Origin of the sequence: Shewanella psychromarinicola (assembly GCF_003855155.1) — a bacterium.
GTDB lineage: Bacteria > Pseudomonadota > Gammaproteobacteria > Enterobacterales > Shewanellaceae > Shewanella > Shewanella psychromarinicola.
This window is the reverse complement of the sequence record NZ_CP034073.1, coordinates 3,658,911-3,685,606: the sequence shown is the minus strand read 5'-3', so window position 1 is coordinate 3,685,606 and position 26,696 is coordinate 3,658,911. Positions and strand designations below refer to the sequence as shown.

Annotated in this window: 23 protein-coding genes and 1 pseudogene; 17 read left to right on the top strand and 7 right to left on the bottom strand. The window is 40.1% G+C overall.

The window, feature by feature from the left end:
• Positions 1–182 precede the first annotated feature (182 nt).
• On the top strand, positions 183–1,052 hold the full coding sequence (locus tag EGC80_RS16075) for a LysR substrate-binding domain-containing protein (RefSeq protein WP_124013710.1): 870 nt from the start codon (positions 183–185) through the stop codon (positions 1,050–1,052).
• Between the two features lie 808 nt (positions 1,053–1,860).
• Positions 1,861–3,054 carry a conjugal transfer protein TraF gene (locus EGC80_RS16070; RefSeq protein WP_124013747.1) on the top strand — a complete coding sequence of 398 codons (1,194 nt, stop codon included), beginning with the start codon at positions 1,861–1,863 and terminating at the stop codon, positions 3,052–3,054.
• 1,026 nt (positions 3,055–4,080) lie between these two features.
• Here the strand turns inward: EGC80_RS16070 and EGC80_RS16065 are convergent.
• The gene (locus EGC80_RS16065) at positions 4,081–5,016 is read right to left on the bottom strand and encodes an ATP-grasp domain-containing protein (RefSeq protein WP_124013709.1); all 936 of its coding nucleotides are present in this window, start codon (positions 5,014–5,016) and stop codon (positions 4,081–4,083) included.
• 163 nt (positions 5,017–5,179) lie between these two features.
• On the opposite strand from EGC80_RS16065, the gene EGC80_RS23045 reads away from it, so the two are divergent.
• Complete coding sequence (locus EGC80_RS23045; protein WP_372491464.1) at positions 5,180–5,398, top strand: hypothetical protein; 219 nt, start codon at positions 5,180–5,182, stop codon at positions 5,396–5,398.
• Here EGC80_RS23045 and EGC80_RS16060 read toward each other — a convergent pair whose 3' ends face one another.
• Positions 5,399–6,811: an IS4 family transposase gene (locus EGC80_RS16060; RefSeq protein WP_124013708.1), complete on the bottom strand. Its 1,413-nt coding sequence runs from the start codon at positions 6,809–6,811 to the stop codon at positions 5,399–5,401.
• A 111-nt stretch (positions 6,812–6,922) separates the two neighbouring features.
• A pseudogene (locus tag EGC80_RS16055) lies at positions 6,923–7,138 on the bottom strand (IS3 family transposase); the annotation flags it as partial.
• Positions 7,139–7,596: 458 nt separating this feature from the next.
• Between EGC80_RS16055 and EGC80_RS16050 the strand changes: the two are divergent.
• The 3 genes from EGC80_RS16050 to EGC80_RS16040 all read left to right on the top strand — a co-directional run bounded on the left by EGC80_RS16050 (position 7,597) and on the right by EGC80_RS16040 (position 11,819).
• Complete coding sequence (locus EGC80_RS16050) at positions 7,597–10,020, top strand: winged helix-turn-helix domain-containing protein (protein WP_101031440.1); 2,424 nt, start codon at positions 7,597–7,599, stop codon at positions 10,018–10,020.
• Entirely contained in the window at positions 10,017–10,454 is a 438-nt protein-coding gene (locus EGC80_RS16045) for a hypothetical protein (protein WP_124013707.1), read from the top strand. The genes EGC80_RS16050 and EGC80_RS16045 overlap by 4 nt, the downstream gene beginning before the upstream one ends.
• 205 nt (positions 10,455–10,659) lie before the next feature.
• Positions 10,660–11,819 (top strand): IS3 family transposase gene (locus EGC80_RS16040; RefSeq protein WP_407695556.1). Its coding sequence is split into 2 segments (ribosomal slippage): positions 10,660–10,933 and positions 10,933–11,819, totalling 1,161 coding nucleotides; the frame shifts between segments, so codons are not numbered across the junction.
• Here EGC80_RS16040 and EGC80_RS16035 read toward each other — a convergent pair.
• The 4 genes from EGC80_RS16035 to EGC80_RS16020 form a co-directional block, all read right to left on the bottom strand.
• Positions 11,816–12,244, bottom strand: coding sequence for a 5' nucleotidase, NT5C type (locus EGC80_RS16035; RefSeq protein WP_124014164.1), 429 nt, complete (start codon positions 12,242–12,244; stop codon positions 11,816–11,818). The genes EGC80_RS16040 and EGC80_RS16035 overlap by 4 nt on opposite strands.
• A 1,220-nt stretch (positions 12,245–13,464) precedes the next feature.
• Positions 13,465–14,772, bottom strand: a complete 1,308-nt coding sequence (locus tag EGC80_RS16030) for a tyrosine-type recombinase/integrase (protein ID WP_124014163.1) — start codon at positions 14,770–14,772, stop codon at positions 13,465–13,467.
• Positions 14,773–14,838: 66 nt separating this feature from the next.
• On the bottom strand, positions 14,839–15,150 hold the full coding sequence (locus tag EGC80_RS22465) for a hypothetical protein (protein WP_164839395.1): 312 nt from the start codon (positions 15,148–15,150) through the stop codon (positions 14,839–14,841).
• Positions 15,151–15,596: 446 nt separating this feature from the next.
• On the bottom strand, positions 15,597–16,046 hold the full coding sequence (locus tag EGC80_RS16020; protein ID WP_124014162.1) for a hypothetical protein: 450 nt from the start codon (positions 16,044–16,046) through the stop codon (positions 15,597–15,599).
• A 270-nt stretch (positions 16,047–16,316) separates the two neighbouring features.
• On the opposite strand from EGC80_RS16020, the gene ccoN reads away from it, so the two are divergent.
• From ccoN to ttcA, 11 genes are all read left to right on the top strand, one after another.
• Positions 16,317–17,744 (top strand): cytochrome-c oxidase, cbb3-type subunit I, encoded by a 1,428-nt coding sequence (gene ccoN / locus EGC80_RS16015; protein ID WP_124014161.1) that lies wholly within the window; start codon positions 16,317–16,319, stop codon positions 17,742–17,744.
• A 12-nt stretch (positions 17,745–17,756) separates the two neighbouring features.
• Entirely contained in the window at positions 17,757–18,383 is a 627-nt protein-coding gene (gene ccoO / locus EGC80_RS16010; RefSeq protein WP_101031428.1) for a cytochrome-c oxidase, cbb3-type subunit II, read from the top strand.
• A 9-nt stretch (positions 18,384–18,392) separates the two neighbouring features.
• Positions 18,393–18,572: a cbb3-type cytochrome oxidase subunit 3 gene (locus EGC80_RS16005; protein ID WP_101031426.1), complete on the top strand. Its 180-nt coding sequence runs from the start codon at positions 18,393–18,395 to the stop codon at positions 18,570–18,572.
• A gap of 2 nt (positions 18,573–18,574) precedes the next feature.
• A complete protein-coding gene (ccoP, locus tag EGC80_RS16000) occupies positions 18,575–19,543 on the top strand; it encodes a cytochrome-c oxidase, cbb3-type subunit III (RefSeq protein ID WP_101034667.1) in 969 nt (322 codons plus the stop codon).
• Between the two features lie 115 nt (positions 19,544–19,658).
• Positions 19,659–20,138 carry a FixH family protein gene (locus EGC80_RS15995; RefSeq protein WP_101031424.1) on the top strand — a complete coding sequence of 160 codons (480 nt, stop codon included), beginning with the start codon at positions 19,659–19,661 and terminating at the stop codon, positions 20,136–20,138.
• A 57-nt stretch (positions 20,139–20,195) separates the two neighbouring features.
• Positions 20,196–22,589, top strand: a complete 2,394-nt coding sequence (locus EGC80_RS15990; RefSeq protein WP_124014160.1) for a heavy metal translocating P-type ATPase — start codon at positions 20,196–20,198, stop codon at positions 22,587–22,589.
• Positions 22,586–22,840 (top strand): cbb3-type cytochrome oxidase assembly protein CcoS, encoded by a 255-nt coding sequence (ccoS, locus tag EGC80_RS15985; protein WP_124014159.1) that lies wholly within the window; start codon positions 22,586–22,588, stop codon positions 22,838–22,840. Before EGC80_RS15990 ends, ccoS begins: the two co-directional genes overlap by 4 nt.
• Entirely contained in the window at positions 22,837–23,526 is a 690-nt protein-coding gene (locus EGC80_RS15980; protein ID WP_101031418.1) for a sulfite exporter TauE/SafE family protein, read from the top strand. The genes ccoS and EGC80_RS15980 overlap by 4 nt, the downstream gene beginning before the upstream one ends.
• 299 nt (positions 23,527–23,825) lie before the next feature.
• Positions 23,826–24,575, top strand: coding sequence for an electron transport transcriptional regulator EtrA (gene etrA, locus EGC80_RS15975; protein WP_101031416.1), 750 nt, complete (start codon positions 23,826–23,828; stop codon positions 24,573–24,575).
• A 97-nt stretch (positions 24,576–24,672) separates the two neighbouring features.
• Complete coding sequence (gene uspE, locus EGC80_RS15970; RefSeq protein ID WP_124014158.1) at positions 24,673–25,602, top strand: universal stress protein UspE; 930 nt, start codon at positions 24,673–24,675, stop codon at positions 25,600–25,602.
• Between the two features lie 90 nt (positions 25,603–25,692).
• Positions 25,693–26,631, top strand: coding sequence for a tRNA 2-thiocytidine(32) synthetase TtcA (gene ttcA / locus EGC80_RS15965; RefSeq protein WP_124014157.1), 939 nt, complete (start codon positions 25,693–25,695; stop codon positions 26,629–26,631).
• The last annotated feature ends 65 nt before the right edge of the window (positions 26,632–26,696 follow it).

Below are 26,696 nucleotides of genomic sequence, written 5' to 3'. Positions count from 1 at the left end.
ATCCATGCAAATTGGAAAACACTTTTTACTTGTAGTAATAATAAAAACCATTAACACTCTTGCTATAACGATGGCTAGGATGTGATAGCGATTTTAAATGAGATTTAAATTTAAATTGCTTTTAACTCAAATTTGGTAATAATTACTCTATATTTGCTGAGAATAATTTCATAAGGGTAACAATGATGAAGTGGGAAGGGGTAAGTGAATTCGTTGCTGTAGCAGAAGCTGAAAGCTTTACCAAGGCAGCACAACATCTGGAGATCTCCACAGCGCAAGTCAGCAGACAGGTCAGCGCGCTGGAAACCAGAATGGCAACTAAACTGTTTCATCGAACCACACGAAAAGTATCAGTCACTGAAGTGGGAAAAGTCTATTATCAACATTGTCGCCAGGTACTCGATGGACTCGAAGAAGCGGAGCGTGCCATCACTAACTTGCAGAGCACGCCTAGGGGACTGTTAAAGATTACCGCTCCAGTAACCTATGGTGAAGGGACGATAGCACCGTTAATCAATGATTTTATCGCCAAATACCCCGAACTTGAGATCAAAATAACCTTAACAAACCAGAAGGTCGACATGATTGATGAAGGCTTCGATCTCGCCATTAGGCTGGGACAACTCGAAGACTCAAGTATGATGGCAAAAAGGCTAGGTTCGAGGACTCAATATGTTTGCACTTCACCTCATTACCTTGCAACATATGGCTTGCCTCACTCATTGTCTGAGTTAGATCAACATAATTGCTTGCAAGGCACACTAGATTACTGGCGCTTTCAAGAAAATGGTAAGACAAGAAATATCAGAGTCAGAGGTAATTTAAGCTGCAATAGCGGTCATGCACTTGTCGATGCGGCAATCAAGAGTATAGGCATAATACAATTACCCGATTATTATGTTTTACCTTTCATTCAATCTGGTCAGCTGGTGCCAGTCTTAGAGCTTAATCGACAACCCGAAGAGGGGATCTGGGCTCTCTATCCGCATAATAGGCACTTATCACCAAAAGTTCGCATGCTACTGGATTACCTAGGTGAGGCTTTAAGCTAACAGTAACTTGGGTCTATCGCTCTGGCTATTGAATTAACATAGCCATATCTGGCTATGTATTTTGAGCCGAGCATCGAGCATTTGCTACCATGGGATGTTAAGTTAGGCAAGACTAGACGGCAATCGCCGGACGGATACATTTATTTAGCAAACCTCTGCCGATTGAAAAATTTGAAAGTTTAATTAGTTGAGACAAGTATTCAATATTGATGTGACTAGAATTAACGAAGCGAAATTTCAGCCATACCGTTCAACTTTTATTAATGATGCGCTCAAACCAATTTTTGCTAAGATCGTTGAGCGCAATTTAATATTTACGAATGCACGATATTAGCAACCGCCAATAGTTCCAGTAATCGGCGTGCCAGGACTTGTATATCTTGTTTGCGGTGTATAAGTGTAGGTAGCATCGCTAAAACTGAATGATAAATTCTCGGTCAAACGGTCTTCACCGCCTGAACCACCGGTCGATAAGCTTGTAATTCTTACATTGTTGAAATCTATTGAGCTTATTTAATATGGCTTCTTTAAACTGATTTGAATACCTTTGATAATCCACTCGCTTTAACTTACCGCACCCTGTTTATTGATAAAATCAATTGAAGCGACAACGGTCCTAGTAGGTTTGGATACTGGGGGGTAACGTTGTGCAAAGCGAGATAAACAGCAAGTATAAAAGTCGGCTAATGCTGGACAAAAGTATTATAGAACATAGCAATTTATGAATAAAAATGGTCTTTCATCAAGGTAATGTACATTTTAGTAGTATATATTCATAAAAATAAATAAAAGACTTAGGGATAGTATGATGAGAATGACAAAACTGGCGCTTTGCTTAACATTGATGCCATGCTCGATAGCCTTCGCGGGCCAGCATTATTATGAAGCAAGAAGTGATGCGATGGGAGGCGCTGCCGTTGCTTCATCGAGTCTAGAAGGGGCGGCGTTAGCCAACCCGGCTTTGATAGGCTTTTACGCTAACAAGACCGATGATTATGCCTTACTTTTGCCAGTTCTAGGGGCTGATGGCGCTGATAAAGACGATATGATTGATAAATTCGATAACCTGCAGGACTCTTATGATGGACTCGATGCAGCAATCAGTGCTAGCGATGTCAGTGGAATTAATCAATATCGTGGTGAGTTAATTGACGACTTGCAGGCCTTGCAAAATACCTCTGGTTATGTGAGTGCAGGCTTTGGTTTTGCGCTGGCATTGCCGACAACGCGCATTCCCATGGCTATTTTCTTAAATACTTATATGGATGCTATTGGCTTGGCTGCTATTGAGCAATCTGATATTGATATGTTGTCGACCATTGATCCTTTGAACCCGCCACAAATTAACGATCTTGATTCTGCTGGTATTGTCGCTGCGGGCTCGACCACCGATATTGGTGTGGCATTCAGTATGCCTTTTTCTATCGTCAATATGCCTGTGACTGTGGGGATCAGTCCTAAAATTCAGCGTGTAGATGCCTATTTTTATGCGGTGAGTGCCAACAACTTTGAAGCTTCAGACTTCGATGATGATAAATACCGTACCGATGAGACTTCATTCAATGTGGATGTGGGCATTGCGTTGCAGCCAATGGAAGGGATGACCTTGGCATTGGTGGGTAAAAACCTCATCAGCCAAGATGTCGATACACTCGCGATTAACAATCGTACAGTTAGCTACCAAGTAGAACCATTAGTTACAGCGGGTATTGCCTATGATTGGTCAGACTTTACGATAACAAGCGATATCGATTTGACTGAATACCAGCGTTTTGAGTCGCTTGCCGGCACTCAATACTGGCGCGTTGGCGGTGAAATGCGCCCGACTGACTGGCTGGCTCTGCGTGTAGGCTATCGCCATGATTTGGAAGATACCACTGTCGATATTTATTCGGTTGGGACTGGCTTTAACGTGGGTGATGCATTTCGTTTTGATTTTACCGGAATGTTTGGCAGTGATAACGCCGTCGGTGGTGTGATCCAGACGTCTTATCATTTCTAGTCGAGGGATGATTATTGGCAAGATCCGCTAGAGCAGTGTTAATGTGGTTTTGACGACAAACAACAATTCACTGCACTACATAAAACCAAGGTTTCGACCTTGGTTTTTGTTTGTCGATCTTGTGCACCAGTTTGCCTGAGAGTCTGTGACTCAGAAAACCCTGGTAGCAAACTGAGCCCCAACAACACATATCATTGCATTCCAAATTGCTCCTGTGCGTTTATATTAACGTTTAATAAAGTCTGATCATTTATAATATAGTTTGATAATTTCTAGCATTCTTTTTCACAAAAGACGAATACGCCTTAAAACGTTTCTGCCCCATTGTGTGTTTAGGCTATGGCCTGCGGCCACTAACGTCGTGGCGCTTCACCCACACCAGACCAAGAGGAAATCAACGGCTATTCCCTCTTTACTCTTTATAAAAGAGTTAGCCCAGCTGCCCCGCAACATTTTCCTTATTTACGTAAACAACTGATGCGAAAAGGTCGCAATGGGGATTGATCCAGCTTTTAACTTCATTTGAAGCCTGCTTCGGCCTTATTCGAAAATGCTAACGCTTCCGATGGGGCGTCTCTTCCCCTCGAAAGCTAGCTGGCATCTGATAGACAGGATGTCTGAATGCCTTGAAGCACATGGATGTGCGGGAAAGGCCATGGCCAGCTCACGTCATTTTCTTCAACGTCCTCAAGTTAAGAGTTGAATTTGTACATTTTCACTTAAGCAGACAAACTCATTTATGTCCCAAAATGGGTTAGGGGATGGAACTCGCTTGTGTGAACACCAAGGGACTTTGTCGTTTCTATATTTACCAAGGGAAATTGACGGATCTAAATCTATTTCTAAGGGCATAATGGGGGCGTTAGCAACTTAGAGCGTTTACTTTATTTAGATGCCCATTCATTAATTTTTTTAACGCAACGCCTCAAGAAACGGCGTGTTTTGAAACGTCCAAATCACTTGATTTGTTAGCATTTAATTCGATGCTTATCTATTTCCTTACGATAGATTGAGCACCTGAGACAATTATTGCTGTTGCAACTCTTGAGCTAAAAATGCTGCAATAGCTTCCATCCCTTTGGCTGGGGCGTTGCCGTCGATTTCTGCCTGACGATTATAATTAGTATTGGTATTAACATCGTAAGTATAGATATCGCCATTACTGTCTTTAATCAGCTCAATTCCGGCAATTTCGATGCCACTGTCACTTAAGAATTGTTGATATTGTTTGATGATCGGGTGATCGTTAAACTCGGTGCTGATTTTAAACTTGCTAATCGGTGCTACGGTTGGACAGTATCCTTCGCCAATTTGACAACTATCGGCCGGACACAACTCAAAGCCCTCTTCAGTGCTCACTTGCACACTATAGATAAACTTACCGCCGACAAATTCACAACGGGTAATATAGGCTTCCGGCGCTTTAATATATTGCTGAATTAACCAAATTCCGTCGAGCGGTTCTTCGTAATCGGTACTGTCAAGGTAGGTTTGTAACGCTTCTGTACTATGAAATAATTGGACGCCAAGACCCTTGCCACCACGATTTGGCTTAAGGATAAACGGAAATTGATCAAACTCTTTTGCACTGCTGACTAGCTTATCTCTGCCGACTACTGCCGTGGTTCGAGGGGTTTTAATTCCGGCGCGATTTAGTGAGGCATATTGAGAGATTTTACATAATTCAAGATACAGGGCATCGGTACCATTGATCACGCGGCGACCATGTTTTTCTAGCCAAGTTAGAACCATTCTGGTGAGTTCAGGCCCAAATCGATGACCACGAGTGTGCGATGAGGCACTCATCCGATTGTAAAAAACACCTTGAGGCGGTTCCTGTTCTAACGCGACTTGGCCTTGATCTAAAAACCATTCTTGAGCATTAATGCCTAAATCATTAAAGGCTTGATGAAGGGGCGTTACCCACTCGCTATTTTCGTGCAAAACGTAAATATCAGACATGATTGAACCCGCTTAGTGAATATAGTGCGATTATACCGATGTTTGGGTAGTAAGGATAATGGTGCCCAGGTTGTTCGATAATAAGTTTCGATATTCGTGGGGATGGATATCATCCCCACATATTTATGTACGCCTTTCTTGTATTCTGCATAGAGGTTGAGTTATGTCATTTCAAATCATTAAATGTTCTTTTTGTAATCAGAAAAACAGGGTTCCTCTAGATGGAATTGTTCAGAGGGCAAAATGTGGTTCATGCGGACGGTTTATTACAGGAGGTGAGGGAAGTACGTGCAGATTGTGCCTGCAATGCATTTCAGATGGTATCCACCTTTCAGATGGCGCTATGGTTTCGGTACCACCTGTGTCAGGATCTGTCTCTTGATCACATCTCCTGTTGTTGCGCTTGCATAAATCGAGCACCTTCTAGCAGTTGGCTCAGTGAAAACCAACCTTTCCATAGAGCTTCCCAACCAACAACACCAGTTTGCTTACTGTCGTGCCATCCGCCTAATTTGGCAAGTGCATAATAAGCCCAATGTAATGAAGGTGTTGTGTTAGGTGCTTTTTTGGTTTCAGTCTTTGACCACAACAACTTCCATTCAAGAAGATTGAAAAATTTGTCGCAACCAATTGATTTTGCATTATCTTTATCGACAACAAGCTCGCGTAACTGGAGAAGTCTCACTGCAATAAATGCTGTTATTACAATGATCTTTTCTAGGTTATTTCGCGTTTGCATGCGAAACGACTCAACTTGAGTGCCTGCTGACTTCCACGCTTTATGGAACTCTTCAACTCGCCATCTTAGTTCATAAAATCTAACTATTCTTAGTGCATCAGAAGCACTATTTATTGGTTCGCCTGTATACAATTTCCACGACAATGGACTTGCTCCACTTGGTGGTTCAATCTCGTTGCAACTTATCACTGTTAAATTCATACCACCAAGTTTCTTGTGTTTTTTAGGCGGATAAATAGTAATGTAAGCATAACGTACGGCTACTTTTGCAATGCGTGCTTTTCGGCCTCCTTTTTGCTTTATCTTAACCGAATATGAAGCTTCACTAGATTGATTTTCAATGTAGGGACTTAGTTTATCGCCGTCTGTATTCACAACCCGCTCATGCTTGGCTCTCACTACAAACCGTTGATTATTTGTTGTTTTATAATCAATATACTCAAACATATCAGATTCTCGATCACAAACGCTTATGATATTATCCATCACATCTGCAAATCGGGTACTCATTTCTTCCGACGAGCGTTGCCATTTATAACTTTCTTTCGTTTCGTACTTGCGGCGTTTTCTGTCGTTAGCAGTACCAAAGTTTTCATCTTTTCTGCACCAACGATGCTGCGCACCCAAGCCAATAGTATGCTCTGTTTCTGCATCGACCATAAGGACAGTGTGCGCTAACATCCCTTTAGAAGAGCTTTGTTTATATGCGCCAGTATGTCCGAGCTCTTTAGTCACATTGTGTCGGTAACACAATGTTGATGTATCTTCTAGCGCAAGGATTGTATTTGACAGTGTTAGTGCAGGTAACAGCGATTTCAAACCGGCGGTAGCGATGTTATCAGCGTCAACTTTATCATTACGAAGAAAGCGATATGCGCCTTCAATAGAGGCCTGTGAGCCAGACGCGTTCACAATAGAACTTCCTATGTTACTCGCCATTTGATGACTTATTTTTATCAGGCGTTTAGTGCGCCGTACATCACCTAATTCAGCATGTTTAAACAAATGACTAGCCCATTCTTCAGTGTCTTTTATCAGCATCATAATTAAATTCAATCGGTGTTTTCGTTATAACTGATCTGATCGACTGATATAAATAAAGTTCAATTGAAGCCTAATTTATTTGTGTATAAGAGTCAGGTGTCAGGATAGTTGTCGCTTAAATTGTTAAGCAGCTTCTTTGTTTTGCTCTGGATTTAACTCCACAGCGCCTATGGGCTGCCAGTTTCGCTCTCCTTTTGACCATAGCTCTGGATGTTCATTTCTTTTTGTCTGATACAACACTTTTCGCTTCGCCAGTATCCCAACATCAAGACCATCATGTCTCTAGTTTGGTGTCACAAACTTAATCCTGCTATGGAGATGCACGTTGTTGTACCAATAATCTGATGATTGCAGCTTTGCCTCCGCCAGAACAATATAGAGTTGAAATATGGAGAGAAAGTAGAAAAAGCAAAAGGAACAGCTCACTATTGTTTTTCAACAATGAGTAACTTAATTAATAACTTAATGAGTGGCTTAGTTATTCGCTTAATTATTCATTTAATTTGTGTGTGTTGCACGTCGAAGTAAAATTTCGGATCAAATAGCAATGTAACGGTCACTTTTATTCATAACAATTCATAGTGATACATCATTTAATAGACGACCTACCGCTTGAACCTAATTTGATGTTAAGCACATTATCATCAATAATGTTCAATTCACTCATTTGATATTTAGGTAAATTCAACCTAATGTTATTGATGACTTCTGCTGTTAGAGCTATGTAGCTCAAGCTAAAAGAATGGTATTCCACCCACTTAGCGACGTGAGTAAGATAAGGAATAAGGCCCTTTTTTATGGAATATGGAGAGAGACGCGCAAGTGATAACGCCGCTATTAATGCTGAACTTTTAAAAGGATTCATGCTCGGAGATATTGTCATCATACCTAATGATAATGTCGCCATATTTAATGGCAAACGACGTCATATCTCTCCTAAAGCCTTAGAAATTCTGTTGTTTATGGCCAGTAATCAAAATAAATTACTGTCAACTGAGCAATTGTTGAAAATAGGTTGGGGAGAAAAAGTAACCAAACGGGGAAATTTATCACATGTAATTAGTGAATTAAGACATGTATTGGATGACCATAAAGAATCTCCTGAGTTTATTCAAACACTAAACCGTAGAGGGTATCGTTTAATTGCCGCCGTAAAAAGTGTCGATGATAAAGTGCTTTATCCCAATTTATGGCCTTCGAATGAAGTGCCTGCACCTCAATTGAGCAATGACAATTGGCATTTATCCGTCGCATTATTGAAAAATTCGCGATTATTTAAAGTAACAGTAGCATTTTCTATTAGTACTTGGGTTATTATTCAAATTATTGCACTGGTATTTCCTATATTTAATGTGCCTGAATGGGGTCTGAAAATTGTTGTTCTCTTATTGGTTATCGGATTTCCTCTCATCTTACTTTATACTTGGTTACAAGAAATAAAAATAAAGAAAAATCTATTTTATATAAATAACAACAGCCCACGCAAAAAATTATTTTATAAACAACTGCTCTTTGATTTTATATTTATTGGTTTATTATCTTCATTTGTTGGCTTCTTATCTATGCATCTAATTGATTCTATAGAATTAGAACAAAATGGTTTGACTAACAACAGCCGCTTACCACCTTCTGTTACTCTTCAACATGATTTATTAGCTGTCATTCCGTTTAAATTTGATAGCCACTCCAATGTACCCGATTATTTTAAAGCCACTTTTCAAGGTGAAGTCATTAACGCTTTATCAAATCAAAAGAATTTTAATTTGGTATCTCAACGGGCTATTAATGAGGTGGCTGTTAGTAGCACAATTAAACAATATGCCGAAAAGTTAGGGGCTAAATATTTACTAGATGGACAAGTCGTCGCAAATAATGAAGAAATAATAGTTATGCTTAACATTACCGATACCGAAACGGCTCTTCAAGTTTGGGCATCGTTAATTAAAGGTGCACCGGATAATTTATTGCATGTACAAAAGGAGCTTTATCGTAAAGTATTTAATGCATTGGATCTTATTGCAAAATCTTCTACTACAAATGTTGAAACATTAATAAGCACGGACGATTTTAAAGCTTACGACAGTTATATTCAAGGACGTGGCCAACTGGCTAATATCCCTACGCTGGAAACAACCGCGGCGGCTGAAATTCATTTCTTAAATGCGCTTGAATTAGATCCAAACTTTTCTTTAGCCAATGCAGGCTTGTGCCAAACCTATCTTGAACAATATGCACTTTCAAAAAATATAGCGTCATTTCAATCGGCAAAGAGGATCTGTAGTGCCTTAACCCAAGTTTCACAATTAAAAGAAGAAGCTTACATCGCATTAGGAAACCTAAATCGCATTAGCGGACAATACGCTATTTCTGACCAGTTTTATCAACAAGCATTGACGTTAAACGATAAAAACTTACCCGCGATAACAGGTATCGCTCAAAATAAGCATACCCAAGGTGATATAAAGCAAGCTGATTTACTCTTTGCTAAGGCGATTCAACTTGAGCCAGGATATTGGAAAAATTATCAAATATATGGTCACTTTTTATTTAGTATTGGTCATTTTGCACAGGCGAGTGAACAATATACCAAAGTCACTTTATTGAAGCCAGATTTTGAAAAAGGATTTAGTAATTTAGGTTCTTCATACTATCTTAATGATGAGTTAGATAAGGCGAGTGATGCATGGCAACATTCATTAAGCATTAGCCCAAATGCCATTACTTATTCAAATTTAGGCACGGCTTTTTTTTTCCAAAAGCAATTTACCCTCGCGACTAAAAATTATTTACTGGCCACCAAATTAACGCCGTTTGACCCTACGCTATGGGGGAATTTAGCCGATGCGCAAAAATTTTCTGGAGATATAAAAAATGCAAGATTGTCATATACTAAAGCGCTTGGTCTTGCCAAAGAACAATTAAAAGTAAATCCCAATCAAGAAACCATGCAAGCATCATTAGCACGTTACCAATCCGAATTATTACAATGTGATAGTGCTCTAAACAGTATTGAGACACTACGGACGTCACAAAGTAACGATCCTTATATTTATTACGACACCGCAATCGTAGCGCTTAATTGTGGTCAAAAATCATTGGCACAAACACTGATTAATACTGCATTGACACTAGGTTATCCAAGAAAAATACTTGCTCGAGATATTCAATTTATATCTATTTATTCAACTAGTACTCTAGAAAAAGAAGGAAAATTAATATGAAATTGGTCATGAATTATACAAAAAACTACTTAAAAAGCTTAGTCACTATTATTTTCGGTATTGCAATTATGCTGTCTGGGAATTCGTTTGGGGCTGACAAACAGATAGCGTTAACCGTTAATGAATGTGCCGTATCAGCTTCGGTAAACGGTGGCAGTGGCTGTGATGCCGATCAATGTGCTAGTGAAGCTGGCTGTATATGCACAAAAAAAGGGGATTTTATTACTTGGAAATTAGACAATGAAGTTGATTCAGACTTTAAACTTAAATTTTCTGGTGATTCACCTTTAAAAGACAATTGTGGCAAAAATTTTAAAAAAAGCGAACGCAAATGCAAAGTGAAAGAATCATTAACCATTGGCCAATCTTTTGATTATCAAGTGGTGATGCAAGGCTGCGATAATGGTTCGGATCCAAGAATTATCATTCAATAACTGACATAGACATCAGCAAACGTACCGAAATGGTTAAAAAAGCCACTATGATAACAGCAATGTAGTGGTATAGTTTTATTTTCATATTCCGAGAAAAGCCCGCACGCTTGCCCAGTCTTGGAAAGGATCGGTCCCAAATGTAATGGTCTAATGAAACTGTAGAGATTTATAGCTTAAAATAAGCAAAATCTTAAAGGTATTTATTATGATTAGAAAAACTAAAATCACTGTCAGCCCTCTTCAAAAATTAGAATATGCCAAGCTGATGGTCGAACAGGGTTACACGAACAAGCAAATTGAAGATATGTCAGGTGCAGGTAAATCTGCGGTGTCTAGATGGAAAGTGCAGTACCAGGCTGAATTAGCCGGTAAAACACCGAAAAATGTCAAAGCATTAACTGAAGAACAACGAAGAATACAGCTTCTAGAAGCCCAACTAAAACAAGCCATGAGGGATAATGATATCTTAAAAAAGGCTGCAGCTTTCTTCATTCGAGACAATCAAAACTTAAAATGATGCGCGAAGTAAAGAAAGCAAACCCAGGCTTTAAAATGAGTGAATTATGCCGAGTATTCGAGATCAGTTGTAGTAGTCTCTATTACAAACCGATCCCAAAAAGCGTTGAAAAACAGGCTCAGATACAATTGATAGAGCAAGCTTTCTCTGAGTCACACTCGACGTATGGCAAACGTCGAATACAGGCTGATTTATTAGATTTAAATTGTAAGGTTGGGGTTTACGCCATAGCTAGCGTAATGAAAAAATTGGGATTAATAGCGATTAAGCCAAAGAAAAAGCATTACTATCCAAATCAAGGTGAGGAGCAAGTTTACGCACCTAATTTGCTTAGACGACAGTTTAACCCTACGACTTATAATACCCATTGGGTGGGTGATATTACCTATATAAAATCACATCAGGGGTGGAGTTATTTAGCCTGTGTACTTGATTTAGGGACCAAAGAAATCGTTGGGTATGCCTTATCAAGCCAACCCAATGCAGCGTTAGCGACAGCGGCATTAAATAACGCGATACAACGTCAGAGGCCAAATACACAGGAGTTGATGTTTCACTCAGACCAGGGTTGTCAGTACTCAGCTAAGGTGTTCAGAGAAAAGCTAAAGCACTTAGGCATTGAACAAAGTATGAGTCGTAGAGGAAATTGTTGGGATAATGCGGTGATGGAACGATTTTTTAGGAGTTTAAAGACTGAAAGATTAAACCGTTTAGCTTTTACCAATCACAGCGCAGTAGTGAGCGTGGTTGAGCAATATATTCAGTTCTACAATTACAAACGCAGACATTCGGCAATAGATTATAAGACGCCACATCAGAAATATAATGAGTTAAAAAAAGCGGCTTAAAATCTCTCCAGAAATACTTGACCATTACAAAAGCGTAAGACTTTACCTGTAAATAACTCCTGTCCTTTTCCTTCATTGTAATCATCAATAAGAAAATCTCCTTTTAGTAGATCTTTTCGTGGAGAGATTATTAGTCGATGCACATAATCCATACCTAAGTGTGTTTCAACCCAAGTTCGTTTTTCCGTATAGCAAAGTGGATTCATGACGGAAGGTGCTGTCAGGATAAATGGATCGTAATGCTGAGATGCTAATAACTGTCTCATAGCTTCAATGCCACCTGTTATTGGTAGCAAATCATGAAAGAAACCAGGCTTACTTTGGGGGAATTGAATTTCAGGATAAAGCTTCAATGCTAGTTGATGGGCACTTGCGTAATCACACAGGGTATCATCCATGTCGATATAGATAATTTTCTTACTCATATACTCATTTCCACTTCATTCTCTTTAATAACATTATACACAGCTAGGTCGTTTTCGCGCACGTTCCATGAAACCGTAAGTCATGGATGCCAGAAACAGGGCACTTGCTATAGATGATTCTCATACTTTGTCATCGCTGAGGTTATTCGAATATCAAAACTTAGTGACCCATTTTTGTCCAGAAGTGGGATAGGGCGCATATGACATTTATTTGTGCCCCAAGCAGGTTCGATAGAACGATCAAGTACAGTCTATTCATTTAGAGTTGCCATACTTTCTGACTGAAATTAATTCCTAACAGCAGGAAAATATGGCTTAGCCACTTCTATAAAACTTAACTAAGGATCGTCAAATATCAGAGTCATCAGCATTATCTGTATTGGAAACTGAAGCTATGAAGGAAAAGTAAGAGATTTTATGGATGCTTACGAAAATTTCATCTCATCCAACAATTATCAAAATACGCTTTGCCGATACAAAATCAAATGCACGAAACCTCGAAAACATACAATGATAAATGAAATAGTTTGAATGTAAGTGCTTCAGTTTACATTCTGAGTCCATTGACCTTGTTAAGTCGTTCAGATTTCACTTAGCGTCGCCTAAAAAATTCAACGTTCACTGACTTGTTCAACGTTAATGCTAACACTCTGACATATACCACTTGAGCAATATAGAGAATTACACATCTTAAGAGGTTGTGTGCATGCCTTTAAGATGGTGACTGCAATTCAAACATTATCTAGCGCCTTTAAACCCCTTGAATATAACTAATCCATGAACAACTATGGGATTGCACTTGGCTAATGGCCAACCAATAATTAACTATGATGACTAAATCAATACCTTAAAACTTTCCCATTGAATAATTATTAAGATAATCCGCAATCAGTTATCCCAAATAGAGCATAGGTAGTTATGTCAGTAGCTTATAAAAAATCTCAACGTGCCGGTAAATCTCGATCTGAGTGGCAAAGGTCACACACAGGTATTCATTAGCAATACACAAATACCCTATTTAACATAATATACATTGTACGCATACATGTGCCTTTGTTAAATACGCTGTTCGAGACTGCGCATTTGAGGCTTGGTCATCATCATTGCATTAAACCGTAAAATGTTTATATACGGCCTTAAGCGTTTATTTTAACCAAATTGGCTATTTAGTATCGTGCTGAGATTGCATGCTTTTGGTTTTGTTTAGTAATGCCAGTCGATTATTCAATCTCAGCAAGATGACTTAATGGTTTGTTGAATGCACTTTGGTGTCGTTCAGTTTGTGTGGTGTGCAAATACTGTGATGTGGTGTCGATGCTCTCATGGCCGGCGTCGGCCTGGACATGTGATAATGGTCGACGGTTGATATTGATATCGTGCGTGATCCCGGTATGGCGAATATTATGAGCACTGAGTGTTCGCATCAGTTGACTGTCATGTTCGAAGCCATCTTTGGCTGCATTATCTGCGGCTAAGGTAATCAGCTTGTCTATTTCGTCGCGTATTTGTCTAATACCAAGATTGGCGTTGATGACGCCTGATTCTCGTCCATGAGCTGCGGCTTTGTGGCGCACGAATATAGGATGTTGATCGTTGATGCTGGGTAAATCACTGAGGTGCAGAAAACGTCGATAATCCACTAATCCAGCGAGTAATACTTTTGAAATGGCAATATTTCGGGCTTTACCGCTTTTAGAAAATGGTACGTGGAAATACCAGATGCCAGAATGTGGATCTTGTCTGAATTGGCTCATTATAGGTGCATAACCTGCACGAGCACTGATTTCTGATATGCGTAAATAGCAGCTATATATTAGTGTTATTAGCAACAAACTGCGCTGATGTTGCTCTGGCTGGGCCTTGGCTAGTTGGCTGACAGTACTGATAACATAGGACCATTGCAACTCGGTGAATGCATGATGGTTGTTGTCTTCATTGATGGTGAACTTACGCGTTATGGCAAATCGACTGTGCTTTAACCATAATTGCGCTGGGTTACGCTCGGTGTATTCTTCACTAATTAAGTACCCATAAAATGATGATAATATGGCAATTTTAGTCTTGAGTGCATTATCACTTAGTTGATATGGCAGACATTTCCCGAGTTGTTTTTTACCAACAAATGGCCGCCATTGTGAGTTTGGCGCTCGCTCACCAGTGGCTTTGTCGAGTTTGAATTGTGCCACATTGAAGTAACCTATAAGTGCCTGTGGTGGCGATTGGCAGTAATCGACGTACTTGGCAATGTCTTTGCGCGTCACCGCGATTGGCGATAATGCGACGACGTCAAAACACCAATGCAGATACGTGGTTAATTCGCTGCGGTAGGCTTTGTAGTTGTTTTCAGAGTGCTTTTGTTCAAACAACCAATCCGCACAGTGCTCAATAATGAGCCCAGCATCAGCCACTTTATTAATAGATATTTTGGTAATGTATTGGTTTATGTAGGCATTACCTTGTAATACAAATTCTGCAGCGTCAAATAGTGGCAATACCGGTGGCAGTTCTTCAAGTAGTTTATTGGCCATATGAACAAATATAGGTTATTGATTATATTGCCTTATTGTACTATTTTTTGGCTGATGCCGATAATGTTATTTATCGGCATCAATCGTGGTCATTTTTGGATACGAGTTTTCAATATACGAATATGTGGACTCTGCAATATCTTCGTCTGTGATTAACTGCTGCATACAATGCTCAATCGCGTTTGATGGCTTACACGACGGTTGTTGGCATTGATTATTATGACAAGTAAACCGTTTTTGACAGCTCCACAGGCATAATTGCCAAATAGTTTGTTTACTGGTTCGGTCTAAGCACTGTAATTCTGCAGCGCATAAATGACCTGCTTTGATTAACTGGGCAACTTTTTCTGTATCGATAGACACATTGACTCTGTTCATGTGTGCTCCTTTTTCCCCATGTAGATTGACATTTATCGCTATACTCGCAGCGGATGGATGACTTGCATTGATACCCAACCCTCTTCTCTTTTAGCTATGCCCTATTCATTTCATTCAATTAAGTGGTGTTACTTGATAATACATTAATGAGAATGATTATCAATTAGTTATTAGTGAAGAACACCGCTTCTGTGTTATGGATCATGATTTATAAGGAAATGAACCGGCTGTTTGATGCCCTACATGAGTTTGTGCAGTAAGACATTGTTTACACTTGGAGTGCTATTTAGCTTCGGTTTATGATGATTTGATAGAAAACACTCTGCATATGGTGGACCGGCTTGGATATTTAAGGCTATAGGTATGCAAATATTGATTCCCTATAACCTGTGCCCTAGCCTGTAATGCATCATTGTTGGTATTTGATAACCTTGACTAAGCAATAATTATTTATCGTTATCCGCTAAAAAGTCATACATTAATGTGCGTGGTTGTTGTTGGTAGTCAAAGGATACCATCACTGTCCAGACCATATAATTACTGCTACAGGAACCAAAAATCAATGAACCTTGATAGGAATTGTTCTGTATTTCGGACAATGTAACAGGTATGACACCCATGAACATATCGCGCCCTTCTATTCTCATAGAAACATTAGTGATCGCTTGACTACTCTTTAACGTAACTATTAATGGTTTTTCACTGGGAGTATCGACGGGGTCGATCAGTAAACCGACTTGCAAGCCTGCTACTTCTTGGTAACATTCTCCCTCTGAAAATTCACATAACGTTTCATCAATTGGTAAATCTTGTTGTTCTTGCGTTTGTGGTCTGTCACAGGCTATTAAAAACATTAAGAAAAAATTGAAAATGATAATTTGGATAAATTTATGCATGTTTTTTTAACCTTCATGGTTGAGTTAGTAACATTATCTTTCATAGATTGATCTAGATCAATTTTGATTCCGGTTGTGAAGTATCTTTTTTGACGTAGCTCAAGTATCATTACTCCGCTTCGTGATAGAAAGAGACGTCATGAGGTAACACCTTGACAAATGGCATTAAAAACAGTCTTAAATGGCTCAATTTATGACCAGTTGTTAATCTAACAGGTAAAGCTCGCTTTACTAATATTAAAAGTATAAGTAATAAGCCGTGGAAGCATTATGATGAACCATTCCCAGTCTACAGGCGCTGATTACAACTACACCATTGTCCGCCAATTCGCACTAACCACAGTTTTGTGGGGAATCGTTGGTATGTCAGTAGGTGTATTGATTGCGGCTCAGTTAATCTGGCCACAACTGAACTTCGAAACACCTTGGTTAACGTATAGTCGTTTACGACCATTACATACCAATGCGGTGATTTTCGCATTCGGAACATCAGCTCTTTTCGCTACATCCTACTATGTTGTGCAACGCACTTGTCAAGTCCGTCTATTTGCGCCTAAATTAGCCGCATTTACCTTCTGGGGTTGGCAAGCCGTTATTATTGCAGCTGCAATCACTCTACCAATGGGGTTTACCCAAGGTAAAGAGTATGCAGAATTAGAATGGCCTATTGATATCGCAATTACGATTATCTGGGTTAGCTATGCAATTGTTTTCTTCGGCACAATCGCTAAACGAACGACATCCCACATTTATGTGGCGAACTGGTTCTTTGGTGCCTTTATCATTACTGTTGCAGTACTTCACATTGTCAACTCAATGGCGGTACCCGTAAGCTTATTTAAGTCTTACTCTCTGTACTCTGGTGCAGTCGATGCGATGGTTCAGTGGTGGTATGGTCATAATGCGGTAGGCTTCTTACTTACTGCTGGTTTCTTGGGGATGATGTATTACTTCGTGCCTAAGCAAGCTGGTCGCCCAGTTTATTCTTACCGTTTATCAATTGTTCATTTTTGGGCATTGATCGCGTTATACATTTGGGCCGGTCCTCACCACTTACATTACACTGCCCTTCCTGACTGGACTCAGTCATTAGGCATGGTAATGTCATTAATTTTATTTGCGCCATCTTGGGGCGGTATGATTAACGGTATTATGACCTTGTCTGGTGCGTGGCATAAGCTTCGTACAGACCCAGTATTACGTTTCTTAGTGGTTTCATTGTCTTTCTACGGTATGTCTACCTTCGAAGGCCCAATGATGGCAATTAAAACGGTCAATGCGCTATCTCATTATACCGACTGGACTATTGGTCACGTTCACTCTGGCGCGCTAGGCTGGGTGGCAATGGTGTCTATTGGTTCTTTATACCACTTAATTCCAGTGTTATTTGGCCACGGCCGTATGTACAGCATGAAGCTCATTAACGTACATTTCTGGTTAGCCACTATCGGTACTGTCTTGTATATCGTTAGTATGTGGATTTCGGGCGTTATGCAGGGTCTGATGTGGCGCGCAGTCAACGCTGATGGAACACTGACTTACAGTTTCGTTGAGAGTTTAGAAGCCTCGTACCCATTCTATTTTGTACGCTTTATTGGTGGTTGTTTCTTCTTAACCGGTATGTTCATTATGGCCTATAACGTTATTCGTACCGTTAGAGCGTCTAAAGATTCATTACCTGCTATTGCAGAAGCTTAAGGAGCAGATTCGATGAAATTTAATCATGAATTAATTGAAAAGAATGTCGGTCTGCTTGCTATCTTCACGGTCATCGCCATTAGTTTTGGTGGTTTAGTGCAGATTACCCCGCTGATATTTCAAAAAGACACCACTGAACCAGTTGAGGGTCTAATTCCGTATACTGCGTTACAGATTGAAGGTCGTGACATTTATGTTCGTGAAGGTTGTTACAACTGCCACAGCCAAATGATCCGCCCTTTACGTGCTGAAACAGAACGTTATGGTCACTATTCTGTTGCTGGCGAGTCTGTCTGGGATCACCCATTCCAATGGGGATCTAAGCGTACTGGTCCCGATTTAGCACGTGTAGGTGGACGTTACAGTGATATGTGGCATGAAGTACATTTACTTAACCCTCGTGACGTTGTGCCACAGTCGAATATGCCTGGTTTTCCTTGGTTAGCCGAAAACAAGCTCGACGGCGTATTGACTGGTGACAAGATGACTATTCTACGTAACCTGCATAAAGGCGGTTATAAAGGTAATGATCTTTACACTGACGAAGAAGTTGCTGGCGCTCAAAAAGCAGTTGAAGGTAAGACTGAAATGCAGGCGCTAATCGCTTATTTGCAATCTTTGGGTCACGCACTCAAATAGGAGGCAATTATGGATTACGGTACTTTTCAAGGCATTTTGACCATAGTTGTTATGGTGACCTTTGTGGGTATTTTTTTGTGGGCATACAGTAAGCACAGCAAGTCAAAGTTTGATGAAGCAGCTAACTTAGTATTCACAGAAGATGAACTTGCGAAGATGTCAAAAGATTCGGGAGATCAGAAGTCATGATTATGAGTAACTTCTGGAGCATTTGGATTACTGTACTGACGATTGTGGTCATTGCTGGTTGTTTTATTCTTCTTAAGGTGGTTAATAAAAATTACACCGGTGTAGAAGAAGGCGAATCAATGGGCCACAGTTTTGATGGTATTGAAGAACTGAACAACCCACTACCTAAGTGGTGGGCGTATATGTTCTATTTAACCATCGTATTCGGTGTGATCTATTTAGCTCTGTATCCAGGCCTAGGTAACTATAAAGGTCTGTTTGGTTGGACAAGTTCTAATCAAAGCATTGGTACTGATAAAGGACTTAAAGCAGACTCAGCTGCGGCCCTTGAAGCAGCAAAAGATGAAAACCGTTTATCTCAGTATGACCGCGAAGTCGCTCATGCTGATGAAAAATACGGTCCGATTTTTGATGCTTATTTAGCGACACCGTTAGAAGAGTTAGTGAAAGATCCTGAAGCATTAAAAGTGGGCGGTCGTTTGTTTTTACAAAACTGTGCACAGTGCCATGGTTCTGACGCTCGCGGTTCTAAGGGCTTCCCTAACCTTACCGACGGTGATTGGTTATATGGTGGTGAACTTGCCACGATAAAGACCACTCTGATGAACGGTCGTAACGGTATGATGCCGCCTAAAGGTGGTTTACCTATCGAAGACAGCGAGATTAAAGGTCTAGCTGAATACGTGGTAAAACTGTCTGGGCGTGAACATGATGAAGCGCTAGCAGCTCAAGGCCAAGGTTCATTTATGAAAGGTTGTTTTGCATGCCATGGCATGGATGCAAAAGGCAACAAGTTCATGGGTTCACCTAATCTGACTGATAATATTTGGTTATACGGCGGCAGCCGTGGTGTGATTGCTGAATCTATCATTAATGGCCGTGCAGGTGTTATGCCAGCATGGAAAGACATTCTTGGTGAAGAGAAAGTCCATGTCATTACTGCTTATGTTTATAGTCTATCAAACAAATAGTTACATATAAGTAACAACAAGGCCTCGACATAATCGAGGCCTTTTTTTTAAGTGATTATTAAGCCATTACGGGGTAAAATACCCCAGAATCATTTCCACCATTTTAGGATGTATCATGTCTACAGAACTCCCTTGGTATAAGCAATTTTGGCCTTGGTTTTTAATCGTGTTACCTATGTGTGCGGTTATTGCTAGTTTAACGACCTTAAAGATTGCTTTGGATAATTCTGACTCTCTGGTTGCCGAAGATTATTATAAAAAAGGCAAAGCCATAAACATGGATTTGCGTAAGATAAAATACGCCCAACAAATTGGGATGAAGTTTTTGGTTACGGTCGCGGATAAAGAATTACAAATCACTCAACACGGCGGTCCGCAATACCGCGCCGCGCTCAAAGTGCGGTTTTATCATCCTACGATAGAAGAAAATGATTTCAATTTAAACGCCACAGCCGATGCTAATTACGTTTATCACATACCGTTATCAGATGCGATCACAGGCCCATGGGAAGTGCGTATAGAAGGATTTGATGGTAAATGGCGTATACAACAACGCATTGATATTAAAGATGATGTTGAATATTGGCTAAATTAATACCACACCCACTACGTATTTGAATGATTATATGTTTAATGAAGTTGATATAAAGAGATGACATCTTGTTTTCATTGTAATGAGCCTGTCACCACAGGTGAACAATACACCACATTAATTCAAGGGCAACAACAACCTATGTGTTGCCCTGGTTGCCAAGCGGTTTCGCAAGCCATTATGGATGCAGGCTTAAGCAGCTATTATCAATTTAGAAGTGAACCAGGTCAGCGTCAAACAGCACTGGTGCCTGAACAATTATCCCAATATAGTGCTTATGATTTACCTGAAGTACAGCAAGATTTTGTCCATAAGCAAGGCGCTATTGATTCAACATCCCTGTCAATTGACGGTATTACTTGCGCAGCTTGTGCGTGGCTAATTGAACACAAACTTAAGCCCGTTGCCGGTATTACTAATGTGTTAGTCAATTCTACGACTCAACGGGCGTTAGTCAGTTGGGACAGTCATATTATTCAACTCAGCGAAATTCTGCAGATCATCAGTAAAGTTGGCTACCAAGCTGCACCTTATCAGGTTGATGAACAAGAAAAACAATCAAAAGTGGACAGCCGTAAATTCTTACTCCGTCTAGGGCTCGCAGGGTTTGCCACCATGCAGGTGATGATGTTTGCCCTCGCCTTATACACGGGATATTTCACCGGCTTAGATGTTGAGTTCCGTGATTATTTTCGTTGGGTCAGTTTAATGTTTGCCGCACCTGTGGTGCTGTATTCTGCGCAACCGTTTTATTTCAGTGCACTTCGCAGCCTATTAAGTGGCAAGCTTAATATGGATGTATCGGTCTCTATCGCTATTTTAGGCGCTTATGTTGCCAGTTGTGTGGCGACGATTCAGGGCAATGGCGAAGTGTATTTTGAATCTGTGTCTATGTTTACCTTTTTCTTATTGCTGGGCCGTTATTTTGAACAATCCGCTCGGCAAAAAGCATCGGTCAGTTCAAGTAATCTTCATAAGCTTGTGCCGCTCACTGCGCATTTACTGCGTAATGGTGATGCCACTGAAATTGCCGCTAAACAATTAATCATTGGCGATATTATCTTGGTAAAACCGGGTGAAGTCATTGCGGCAGACGCCGAGGTGGTTTTAGGGCAATCAAGTGTCAATGAGGCCATGCTTACCGGTGAACAAATGCCAATAAGCAAACACCTTGCTGATAAAGTTTATGCGGGAACGATTAATATCGAACAACCTCTTCAAGTTCGCGTCACTGCGCTAGGACAAGATCAACTGGTAGCTGAAATTATTCGCCTGCAAGAGCTTGCGTCAAACAACAAACCGGCCATCGCTTTAGTGGCCGACCGTTTAGCGCGTTACTTTTCCGCATCAATATTATCGATAGCAGCAATAACCTATTTGGTTTGGTTATCGATTTCTCCCGATGATGCCTTTTGGATTACCTTGTCGGTATTAGTGGCGACGTGTCCCTGCGCCCTCGCCCTTGCTACGCCGACAGCAGTGACTTGCGCCACGGCTATTTTTACTAAGTTGGGTGTTATTCCGAGAAAGACTGGGATTTTTGAAAAACTCACTAAAATCGATCATGTGGTGTTTGATAAGACCGGAACCTTAACATGCGGCTATTTATCCATTGGTGAAGTGCAAACCTTTGGACAATATTCATCAGAGCAAGTGTTATCGTTAGCGGCAGCCACCGAACAAGGTTCTTTACATCCTATCGCGTTAGCATTTAAGCCCTTTTATGATAACAAGCACATTGTTGAACATGTTGACCATCATATTGGATTAGGTATTCGAGCCTGTATTAATCAACAACAAGTCTGTATTGGAACGGCACAATTTGTTACCCCAGACTGCAATCAAGTGTCGCCACAAGCATTAGAAAGTCAGTGGATTTTTCTGTCTATCGATAATAAATTGGTTGCAAAAATTGAGATGCTAGACCAGTTACGTATCGACAGTTTAGCAACTGTCAATGCGTTAAAAGCGGCCAATATAAAACTGAGTATAGCCAGTGGTGATAGTTCGGGTCATGTTGAGTTTTTAGCAAACAAAATAGGTATTTCAGATGTGCATTCAGGTTTATCACCTCAAGGTAAGTTAGCATTAGTTAATCGATTACAACAAAAAGCCAATGTGGCCATGTTTGGCGACGGTATTAATGACGCGCCAGTATTAGCCGGAGCAAATTTGTCGGTAGCTATGGGCAGCGGTAGCGCTATAGCCAAAAACAGTGCCGACTTAATTTTACTGGGCGATCACTTATCACGCTTTAATGATGCCATTTATGTTGCTAAGCAAGCACAGCGAATTATTCATCAAAATTTGTTATGGGCTTTTGCTTATAACATGGTAATTTTGCCATTAGCAGTGACTGGGCATGTTGCCCCATATATTGCAGCTATTGGCATGTCCGTGAGTTCACTGATCGTGGTGAGCAACAGTTTACGGCTTCTTAGGATAAAATTATGAGTATCATTTACGTCTTAATCCCCATTGCGATGCTATTTGTATTAATTGCAGTGTCTATCTTCTTTTGGGCGGTAAAGTCTGAGCAATTTGATGATTTAGATAGACAAAGTGTATCCATTTTATTTGATGAAGACGATATAAAAGCCAATACTAACGTTAACGACAGCACTAATAGTCATCCTACCAATTCTACCAGTGCTGAACTCGTTGGTTCGGATACTCTCGATGATAAACCAGAGTCAAAACCGTGATTGAATATAACCTCGGTGGCGCGTTTATTGTTGGTTTAATGGGCGCAGCCCATTGCTTTGGAATGTGTGGCGGGTTGATTGGGGCTTTTTCTGCAAATATACCCACCCATGGCCAGAACCGCTTAGCGACACAACTAACGTTTCTATTTAGTTATAATCTGGGCCGAATTTTTAGCTATACCGTTGCAGGAGCCATCGTCGGTGGTAGCGTGTCTGCTTTAGGCCATTTATTCGATGCCGATAACTATTTAATTGTTCTGCGCATTATCGCTGGGACCATGATGATACTCACTGGGCTGTATATCGCTCAGATATGGTTTGGTATTGTGCACATTGAAAAAGTAGGTAAACTCCTTTGGCGTTATATACAGCCGCTTACACGTAAAATAATGCCGATTACTCATCCAATGCAAGCAGTGCTAGCCGGCATGGTTTGGGGCTGGTTACCTTGCGGTCTGGTGTACAGTACGTTAACTTGGTCCGTCGCGTCAGGTAGCGCATTACAAGGCGGCTTGATTATGTTGGCTTTTGGTTTGGGTACGCTACCTGCTTTATTTGCTGCAGGATTAGCGGCAAAAACCTTGGCTCAATGGGTACAAAAACGTGCAGTGAGATTATTCAGCGGCGGCTTATTAGTATTATTTGGATTGCAGACTCTTTATATTGCTTTTAATCAACTAAACTAGTTGGTAACGATAACTGAGTTACATATTGTCGTTAAGCTATAAATACCCTTTATAATCAATAGGTATTAGCAAAATGTTAAATATTTAAAGCATTTATTCACTAAGTTGTTACAATATGCACTAGCGTCTAAGGAGCGTTCAAAAGAGGTAAGTTATATTGGACTTTTGCTTAACCGTAAACGTGTAACTATTACACCGTCCATTCACTTCATTTAGCAAGTGCAACTCTCATGTTGAGGAGTACCTTATTAATGCGGAATGGTATAACATGGTGATGTCTTCATAAATTGAGAATGGGTATGCCTTCAGATTTCATTAAAACTCGTCCATCTACTAGCGGTTGCGCCATTCATTGCCACGATTGCAGTATGGAAGCCCTGTGTATACCCTTTACGTTAAATAATGAAGAGCTTGATAAACTCGATAATATTATTGAACGTAAAAAACCCATTCAAAAAGGTGATCTTATCTTCAAATCCGGTGACGTACTTAAGTCATTGTATGCGATCCGTTCCGGTACGATTAAAAGCTATACCATTACAGAACAAGGTGATGAACAAATTACTGGTTTTCATCTTGCGGGTGACGTCATTGGTTTTGATGGTATTCATGCCCAACGTCACCAGAGTTTTGCCCAAGCCTTAGAAACCTCAATGGTCTGTGAAATCCCCTACGATACCTTAGATGATTTATCTGGATCTATGCCTAAACTGCGCCAGCAAATTATGCGATTGATGAGTAATGAAATTATGAGTGATCAAGAAATGATCCTCCTGCTTTCCAAGAAAAATGCCGAAGAACGTTTGGCCGCATTTATCAATAATCTTGCTAATCGCTTCGGTAAACGGGGGTTCTCGCCCCATGAATTTAGACTTTCGATGACTCGCGGTGATATCGGTAATTATTTGGGGTTAACGGTTGAAACGATTAGCCGTTTATTGGGCCGGTTCCAAAAGTCAGGCTTAATTGAAGTCAAAGGTAAGTACATTTCTATTATTGATCATTCCGCGTTAAGTAGCCTTGCTGGAAATGCTCGCATCGCCACTTAAATTAAATTAGTATGATCTATCTCAATGTTTAAATATTAGTAAACGGTAATACTATCAATAGATAATATCAATAAAAACATAACAGCTTGGAGGTTATATGAAGGATTATAAAAAGATATTAGTGGTGATTAATCCTACAACGGATCATCAACCCGCATTGGCACGTGCTGTTGAGTTAGCGTCAAAAAGTCAGGCAGAGATAACTGCATTTTTATCTATTTTTGATTTCTCATATGAAATGACCTCTATTTTATCTAGCCAAGAACGTGAAGCTATGCGACAAGGTGTCATCGATCAGCGTGTTGCCTGGTTAGAAAACGCCATTAGTGGTTTTGATAAGCATAATATTAATATTAATACTGAAGTTGTTTGGCATAACCGCCCTTTCGAAAGTGTAATAAATCATGCGATAAAAGGTCATTATGATTTGATTGTTAAAAGCACACATGAACATCATAAATTAAAAGCGGTCATTTTTACCCCTACAGATTGGCATTTAATGCGTAAGTCTCCTGTCCCGGTGTTGTTAGTCAAAGAACATGATTGGCCAGTTGCAGGCAAAATTGTCTGTGCGGTCAACGTTGCTACCGAAGATGAAGATCATCAAACTCTTAACGGTAAAATCATTAATCACGCTCTCGATTTAGCCAAAAAATTCTCTGCAAGTGTGCACTTAGTTAATGGGTATCCTGGTACGCCAGTAAATCTCGCTATCGAACTCCCCGACTTTGATGCCAGTGTGTATAACAATACTGTGCGGATGCAGCATGAGCAACGAGTACAGTATTTAGCTCAAGCTTATAATATTCCATTAGAAAACTGCCATGTTGAAGAAGGATTACCTGAAGATGTTATTCCTGAAATCTCGACCAAATTAGATGCTGAATTAGTTGTACTTGGTACAGTTGGCCGCACAGGTTTTTCTGCTACATTAATTGGTAATACGGCTGAACATGTCATCGACAGTATTAATTGTGATTTGTTGGCGATTAAACCTGATGGATATAAATCACCTTTAGAAGATTAGTCTCCATTAGAAGAGGTTAACTTCTTTACCCTGACCTCGAATGCTGGAATAATACGCGCCCTGAAACACTTAGTTACTGGGCGCATTTTTATGTCTGAAGTTGATACAATCTCTGAAAATTATATAACTCGTATAAATAAGCTGCAAAAACGTTTACGACATGAAGTCGGTTCAGCGATTGCGGATTATAATATGATCGAAGATGGTGATCGCGTTATGTGTTGCCTTTCCGGTGGCAAAGACAGCTACACTATGCTGGATATTTTATTAAATCTTCAACGACGCGCGCCAATTAAATTTGAAATTGTCGCTGTTAACTTAGATCAAAAACAACCTGGCTTTCCTGAACATGTGTTGCCAGCATACTTAGATGAGTTAGGTGTCGCTTACCATATTCTTGAAAAAGATACCTATTCTATTGTCAAAGAAAAGATACCTGAAGGCAAAACGACATGTTCACTGTGTTCTCGTTTGCGTCGTGGTACGCTTTATGGTTTCGCCCAACACATAGGGGCAACAAAAATTGCACTAGGTCATCACCGTGACGACATTATTGAAACCTTATTTTTAAATATGTTTTATGCCGGCAAACAAAAATCTATGCCACCTAAACTGTTATCTGATGACGGTGCCAATATGGTTATTCGTCCGTTGGCCTATTGCCGTGAAAAAGACATTGAAGAATATTCGACATTGAAATCGTTTCCTATCATTCCTTGCAACTTATGTGGCTCGCAAGAAAATTTAAAACGAGGTGCGATTAAAGATATGTTACAGCTTTGGGATAAACAATATCCTGGTCGCATTGAAACTATTTTTACCGCAATGCAAAATACCGCACCATCGCAAGGTGTTGACCGCGAGCAGTTTGATTTTGTTTCATTGCAACGAAATTCAGATGTTGTGAACACGGGTGATATTGCTGATGCAGATTTACCTGCTTTTGATTTTGTTGATATCAGTAATAATGGTCATATTGATTTAGATATCAGTAATCGAATCGATGTAGTCGCGACGTTTACGCCATAATAATGGCATTCACCTGTTAACAGATAAACTAAAGGCGTTGATATCAACGCCTTTATTATTACATC

Coding starts and splice junctions, on each gene's coding strand:
- EGC80_RS16075 (WP_124013710.1), top strand. CDS start 183: ATGATGAAGTGGGAAGGGGTAAGTGAATTCGTTGCTGTAGCAGAAGCT.
- EGC80_RS16070 (WP_124013747.1), top strand. CDS start 1,861: ATGAGAATGACAAAACTGGCGCTTTGCTTAACATTGATGCCATGCTCG.
- EGC80_RS16065 (WP_124013709.1), bottom strand. CDS start 5,016: ATGTCTGATATTTACGTTTTGCACGAAAATAGCGAGTGGGTAACGCCC.
- EGC80_RS23045 (WP_372491464.1), top strand. CDS start 5,180: ATGTCATTTCAAATCATTAAATGTTCTTTTTGTAATCAGAAAAACAGG.
- EGC80_RS16050 (WP_101031440.1), top strand. CDS start 7,597: ATGGAATATGGAGAGAGACGCGCAAGTGATAACGCCGCTATTAATGCT.
- EGC80_RS16045 (WP_124013707.1), top strand. CDS start 10,017: ATGAAATTGGTCATGAATTATACAAAAAACTACTTAAAAAGCTTAGTC.
- EGC80_RS16035 (WP_124014164.1), bottom strand. CDS start 12,244: ATGAGTAAGAAAATTATCTATATCGACATGGATGATACCCTGTGTGAT.
- EGC80_RS16030 (WP_124014163.1), bottom strand. CDS start 14,772: ATGGCCAATAAACTACTTGAAGAACTGCCACCGGTATTGCCACTATTT.
- EGC80_RS22465 (WP_164839395.1), bottom strand. CDS start 15,150: ATGAACAGAGTCAATGTGTCTATCGATACAGAAAAAGTTGCCCAGTTA.
- EGC80_RS16020 (WP_124014162.1), bottom strand. CDS start 16,046: ATGCATAAATTTATCCAAATTATCATTTTCAATTTTTTCTTAATGTTT.
- ccoN (WP_124014161.1), top strand. CDS start 16,317: ATGATGAACCATTCCCAGTCTACAGGCGCTGATTACAACTACACCATT.
- ccoO (WP_101031428.1), top strand. CDS start 17,757: ATGAAATTTAATCATGAATTAATTGAAAAGAATGTCGGTCTGCTTGCT.
- EGC80_RS16005 (WP_101031426.1), top strand. CDS start 18,393: ATGGATTACGGTACTTTTCAAGGCATTTTGACCATAGTTGTTATGGTG.
- ccoP (WP_101034667.1), top strand. CDS start 18,575: ATGAGTAACTTCTGGAGCATTTGGATTACTGTACTGACGATTGTGGTC.
- EGC80_RS15995 (WP_101031424.1), top strand. CDS start 19,659: ATGTCTACAGAACTCCCTTGGTATAAGCAATTTTGGCCTTGGTTTTTA.
- EGC80_RS15990 (WP_124014160.1), top strand. CDS start 20,196: ATGACATCTTGTTTTCATTGTAATGAGCCTGTCACCACAGGTGAACAA.
- ccoS (WP_124014159.1), top strand. CDS start 22,586: ATGAGTATCATTTACGTCTTAATCCCCATTGCGATGCTATTTGTATTA.
- etrA (WP_101031416.1), top strand. CDS start 23,826: ATGCCTTCAGATTTCATTAAAACTCGTCCATCTACTAGCGGTTGCGCC.
- uspE (WP_124014158.1), top strand. CDS start 24,673: ATGAAGGATTATAAAAAGATATTAGTGGTGATTAATCCTACAACGGAT.
- ttcA (WP_124014157.1), top strand. CDS start 25,693: ATGTCTGAAGTTGATACAATCTCTGAAAATTATATAACTCGTATAAAT.